This window comes from Natronococcus sp. (genome assembly GCF_047921035.1).
In the GTDB taxonomy this organism is placed as follows: Archaea; Halobacteriota; Halobacteria; order Halobacteriales; family Natrialbaceae; genus Natronococcus.
On sequence record NZ_JBLRWX010000158.1, the window covers coordinates 1 to 5,058 of the forward strand.

A 5,058-nucleotide genomic window follows, 5' to 3' on the forward strand; every position below is an offset into this window, starting at 1 on the left:
CCGTCGATGCTCGTCCGTCCGAGATCGTACGGGTCGATATTGGCGATTCCGTTCAGCCCATTCCCTTCGCGGTTCGCGAACCCGGCGTACTGTTCCGCGACGAGTTTTTCGACCAGCCCCTCGCTGCGGCCGAAGGGGGAGACGAAATAGTCGACGTCGACGCCCATCTCCTCGAGCTCCTCCTTCGAGCCGACGACCTCCTCGCGGATCCGCTCGTCGGTAAAGCGGACGAACGTCTCCTCGGCCGCGAACGACTCGCCGACGGGCTCCTCGAGTTCGAGGTAGAACCCGTCGTCCTGTCCGCCGCCGGCGATCGCGTTCTCGACCGTTCCGTCCTCGTCTCCGACGACGACCGGCTCGCCCTCGTGATCGGCGAGGAAGCTTCCGTCGACCGAGAGCCGCTCGTCGTCCGGCTCGGCCGGGGCGGTCAGGTAGAGGTTCCCGACGACCCCGTGGCTCGCAGTGTGTGATATGATCTCCCACCCTTCCGATTCCATCTCGTGGAGGTGTTCCGGCAGCAGCCCCCAGCCGGTGTCGACGTACTCCGTGACTGCCGCACAGCAGGCCGGCACGCCCTCCTCCTGGTGAACCGGAAACGTCTGGGTCCAGTCCTCGCGCCAGCTGTCGTCGTAGATAAACACGAGTTGTCCGTTCGACTCCCCGTCGCCGTCGTCGGCCGCGCCCGTTCCGGCGCCGACCAGCGCGAGTAGGCTCGCCGCACCGAGTCGAAAGAGTCCGCGCCGGCTGGTCCGGGCCTCGAGAGCCCCGCGATCATCGTCCATGCCAGCGGGGACGGCGGTTCGAGCTATTGTTACCGGACAGTTAAGATATCCTGTAACTAATGCATAATTTCACGTCTGTCTCGGGAGCCAGTACGCGCTCCGGTCGAAAATTCGACGGCCGAAGATGTCTCGAGCGCCCCGGGAACTCGACGGGAGAGCGGGGAACTCGCTCAGAAGAACTTGAACAGGTCGTCCCGACTCTGCTCGTGGAGGTGCTCGCGAACGGCCTCGTTCAGGGGCTCGATCCGACCCGTCTTGGCGGTGATCGGCGCGATCGTCTCCTGCCACTGCTTCCAGGGCGGGAGCAAGCCCAGCCGATCGCAGAGTTCGTTCAGTCGCTCGTCGCGGTCGTCGACCTTGTCCATCTTGTTGACCGCGACCACCGTCGGAATATCCAGTTCGCGCAGGAAGTGGAACATCTCGACGTCGTAGGGGATCTCGTCGGGGCCGGAGTGGCGGTCGATGATGTCGATGACGCTCTTGCCGTCGACGACCAGGACCGCCACGAGGACGTTGTCGGCGTACTCCTCGAGGTAGCGGACGATATCCGTTTTAATTTGCTCGCGGCGATCCTCGTCGACGCCGCTCATGAAGCCGAAGCCGGGGAGGTCGGTGATGACGAAGTCCTCGGCCGTCCAGTCGAAGTGGTTCGGCTCGCGGGTGACGCCGGGTTTCCCGCCGGTATCGAACGTGTGACCGGTTAGCTCGCGCATGAGCGTCGACTTTCCCACGTTCGAGCGACCGACGAGGGCCACCTCGGCCTCGCGGTCGGGACGCGTATCGAACATACTCGACCGTCGTCGCGCCGCGGTTTATACGTGGCGCGACGGCTCGGCGAACAGCGTCCCCGGCGCGTCCACCGCGATATCGAGGCGGCGACAGAGATCCCACAGCGTCGCGCCGTTGCTCGTGATCACCGGGACGCCGAGTTCGGCCTCGAGGTCCGCAACCGCGTCCAGCGATCGGTAGTTAGTACAGGAGACGAAGACGGCGTCGACCGACGCGGCGAGGTCGGCATCGACCGCCCCCAGCACCTGCTGGCGCGCGTCGGCCGCCTCGAGCGCGCCGATTTCGGTGTTAGCCTCGATCCCGCGGCCCTCGATCGCGACGACCTCGTAGCCCGCCGCCTCGAGAAACTCCCGTTCCCGCTCGTCGAGGTCGGCGGTGTAGGGCGTGACGACGGCGATCCGCTCGGCATCGAGGGCCTCGAGCGCCCGACAGACCGAGCGCGCCGTCGCGACGGCCGGGACGCCCGCCGCCTCGCCGATTTCGGCCTCGAGTTCGACGTCGAATCCGGGCCCGTGGAGCAGGCTCCCGGTCGTGCAGGCGTAGGCGACGGCGTCGACGTCGGCGTGGCCCAGCAGCTCCGCCGCGCGAATCGCGTCGTCGCTCATCGCGTCGAGTTCGTCGGCGGTAACCGACTCGAGGGCCATCCGCGCCGCGTGGACGGTCGCACCCTCGGGGGCGAACTGTCGGAACTCCGGCTCCGCGGTCGTGTTCGAGGAGGGGACGATCAGCCCGAGTCGGACGGATCGTTCGGGCGCGGGTTCGGCGTCGCTCACCGCTGCTCACTCTCCGTGATCTTGCCATCCGCCCGATCGGCCTCGAGCGCCTCCGGGTCGCGCTCGGCGGGGTCGCCGTGGCCGCCGCCGCCCGGCGTCCGAACCGTCACTGTCGTCCCGGGATCGACGTCGACCGTCGTCTTCGCGGGCACGGGTTCGCCGTCGATCAGGTTCTCGCCGACGGCGCCGTCTTCCCCGCCCGCGACGCCGCTCGGCGCGTGTCGGCGCCGTTCGGTCAGCAGGGAGACGGTCGCCTCGGTCTCGACGGTGAGGGCGCGCTCGAGGCCGAGGCCGCCCCGGAACCGGCCGCGACCGCCGCTGTCGGGCCGCAACGCGTAGCGCTCGACTCGGAACGGGTACTCCGTCTCGATCGATTCGACGGGCGTGTTGAGCGTGTTGGTCATCCCGACCTGGACGCCGTCCATCCCGTCCCTCTCGGATCGAGCGCCGAACCCGCCCCCGATCGTCTCGTAGTACGTGAAGGAGCCGTCCCGGGCGCCGACGGTGAGGTTGTTCATCGTCCCCTGACTGCCGGCGGGAACCCGGTCGGGCGCCGCCTCGGCCAGTGCTGCAAAGACGACGTCGGTCACCCGCTGGCTGGTCTCGACGTTGCCGCCGACGACGGCCGCCGGCGGGTTCGGGTTCAGCAGCGAGCCGTCGGGCGCCCGGACCGTCACGGGCTCGTAGCAGCCCTCGTTCGGCGGGATCTCGGGATCGGTGACGCAGCGGACGACGAAGTAGACCGCGCTCGTCGCCACGGCGAGGGGAGCGTTGAGGTTGCCCTCGAGCTGGCCCGCGGTCCCCGCGAAGTCGACGTCGATCGCCTCGCTGTCGACGGTTACCGCCACTCGGATTTCGACGTCCTCGTCGGTGATCCCGTCGCCCTCGAGGACGTCGGTCGCCTCGTACGTACCGTCGGGCAGCGCCCGAACCTGGTCACGCATCCGTTCGGCGGAGTAGTCGATCACGGCGTCGAACCCCTCGAGGACCGTCTCGCGGCCGTGCTCGTCGAACAGGTCGGCGAGGCGCGCTGCGGCGCGGTCGTTCGCCGCCAGCTGTGCCCGCAGGTCCGCCCGCCGTTCGCGGGGGTTGCGGACGTTCGCGAGCAGCAGCGACCGGACGTCCTCGCGGATCTCGCCGTCCCTGACGAGGCGCGTCGGTGGGATCCGAAGCCCCTCCTGGTAGATTTCGCGGGCGCCGGCCGGCATGCTCCCGGGGGTCATCCCGCCGACGTCGGCGTGGTGGGCCCGCGAGACCGCGTAGCCGACGATGCTGCGGTTCTCGCCGTCCCCTTCCGGTGAGTCCGCAGCGGGGGCGATCGGCGACACCATCGTCACGTCCGGCAGGTGCGTTCCGCCGCGGAAGGGGTCGTTGAGCACGAACACGTCGCCGGGCTCGGGGTCGTACTCGCGGACGGCGTCGACCGCCTCCGGCATCGCGCCCAGGTGGACGGGGATGTGCTCGGCCTGAGCGATCATCCGCCCGTCGGCGTCGAACAGCGCCGTCGAGCAGTCCCGTCGCTCCTTGATGTTCGGCGAGTACGCGCCCCGAATCAGGGTCTGGCCCATCTCCTCGGCGATGCCCTCGAGCTGGTTTCGCAGCACTTCCAGCGTGACCGGGTCGATACCGTCGCCGTCGGGTGCTCTGTTCGCGGTCATCGCTCTCCCTCCGTCATCACGAGCGTTCCGTCGGCCAGCACCTCGCCCGTCCACGCGGGCGGAACGACGGCCGTGCTCTCGGCCTGCTCGAGCACCGCGGGCCCCGGAACGGTCGCGCCGGACTCGAGCCGATCGCGGTCGTAGACGGCCGTCTCGCGGGTTCCCTCGGCGGGAAAGTTCGCCTCCCGCGTACTGATTCGGGCGTCGCCCGCGCCGTCGTGGCGGACGGTCGGCGAACTCCCCTCGACGGTCGCCGACGCCCGCAGCGTGACGACCTCGACGGCCTCGTCCATCCGGTAGCCGTAGGCCCGTTCGTGGGCGGCGTGGAACCGCTCCCCGACCGCGTCCGGATCGACCGTCTCGTCGACGGGAACGGTCAGCTCGAAGCTCTGTCCGGCGTACCGACAGTCGGCCGCGCGCTCGATCCGCGCCGCGTCCGGGTCCGAGGCGTCCGCGAGCACGTCCGCGACGAGTTCCTCGTAGACGCCCTCGAGCCGGTCCGGTTCGGCCTCGTCGAGCGCAGTTCGGACGGTTCGGGCCGCGTCGTAGCTCTCGTCGGCCGCGAGCAGGCCGAAGGCCGAGAGGACGCCCCCGGGACGGGGGACGACGACGCGGTCGACCTCGAGCGAGTCGGCCAGCGCCGCGGCGTGCATCGGCCCCGCGCCCCCGAAGGCGACCAGCGCGAACTCGCGGGGGTCGTGACCGCGTTCGACGGTCACCGACCGAATGGTGCGTGTCATCGTCGCGTTCGCGACCCGGTAGACGCCGCGGGCGGCCTCGAGGGCGCCCTCGAGGCCGGCCTCCGCGGCGAGTTCCTCGAGGGCCTCGCGGGCCGCGTCGACGTCGAGAGTCATCTCGCCGCCCAGCGCCGTGTCGGGGCCGATGTAGCCCAGCACGACGTTGGCGTCGGTGACGGTCACCTGACGGCCGCCCCGGCCGTAGCAGATGGGCCCGGGCTCCGCACCGGCGCACCGGGGCCCCACGCGCAGGGCGCCGCCCGCGTCCATGTGGGCGATGGACCCGCCGCCCGCGCCCACGGTGTGGATGTCGATGACC

General features: G+C 70.1%; 5 protein-coding genes. All 5 read right to left on the minus strand.

The genetic code is table 11. The annotated features are described in order from the left end of the window. Positions 1-782, minus strand: a 782-nt coding sequence (locus ACNA7R_RS19150; protein ID WP_416285112.1) for a polysaccharide deacetylase family protein, incomplete at its 3' end; no start/stop codon positions are given. Positions 783-952: 170 nt separating this feature from the next. Next, on the minus strand, positions 953-1,570 hold the full coding sequence (engB, locus tag ACNA7R_RS19155; RefSeq protein ID WP_416285113.1) for a GTP-binding protein EngB: 618 nt from the start codon (positions 1,568-1,570) through the stop codon (positions 953-955). Positions 1,571-1,594: 24 nt separating this feature from the next. Next, a complete protein-coding gene (locus tag ACNA7R_RS19160) occupies positions 1,595-2,344 on the minus strand; it encodes a maleate cis-trans isomerase (protein WP_416285114.1) in 750 nt (249 codons plus the stop codon). Beyond that, positions 2,341-4,002, minus strand: a complete 1,662-nt coding sequence (locus ACNA7R_RS19165) for a hydantoinase B/oxoprolinase family protein (protein ID WP_416285115.1) — start codon at positions 4,000-4,002, stop codon at positions 2,341-2,343. The genes ACNA7R_RS19160 and ACNA7R_RS19165 overlap by 4 nt, the downstream gene beginning before the upstream one ends. After that, a partial coding sequence (locus ACNA7R_RS19170; protein WP_416285116.1) for a hydantoinase/oxoprolinase family protein occupies positions 3,999-5,058 on the minus strand: 1,060 nt, incomplete at its 5' end. The genes ACNA7R_RS19165 and ACNA7R_RS19170, both read right to left, overlap by 4 nt.

Excerpts from the sequence above, each read along its gene's own strand:
- engB (WP_416285113.1), bottom strand. The coding sequence starts at position 1,570 with ATGTTCGATACGCGTCCCGACCGCGAGGCCGAGGTGGCCCTCGTCGGT.
- ACNA7R_RS19165 (WP_416285115.1), bottom strand. The coding sequence starts at position 4,002 with ATGACCGCGAACAGAGCACCCGACGGCGACGGTATCGACCCGGTCACG.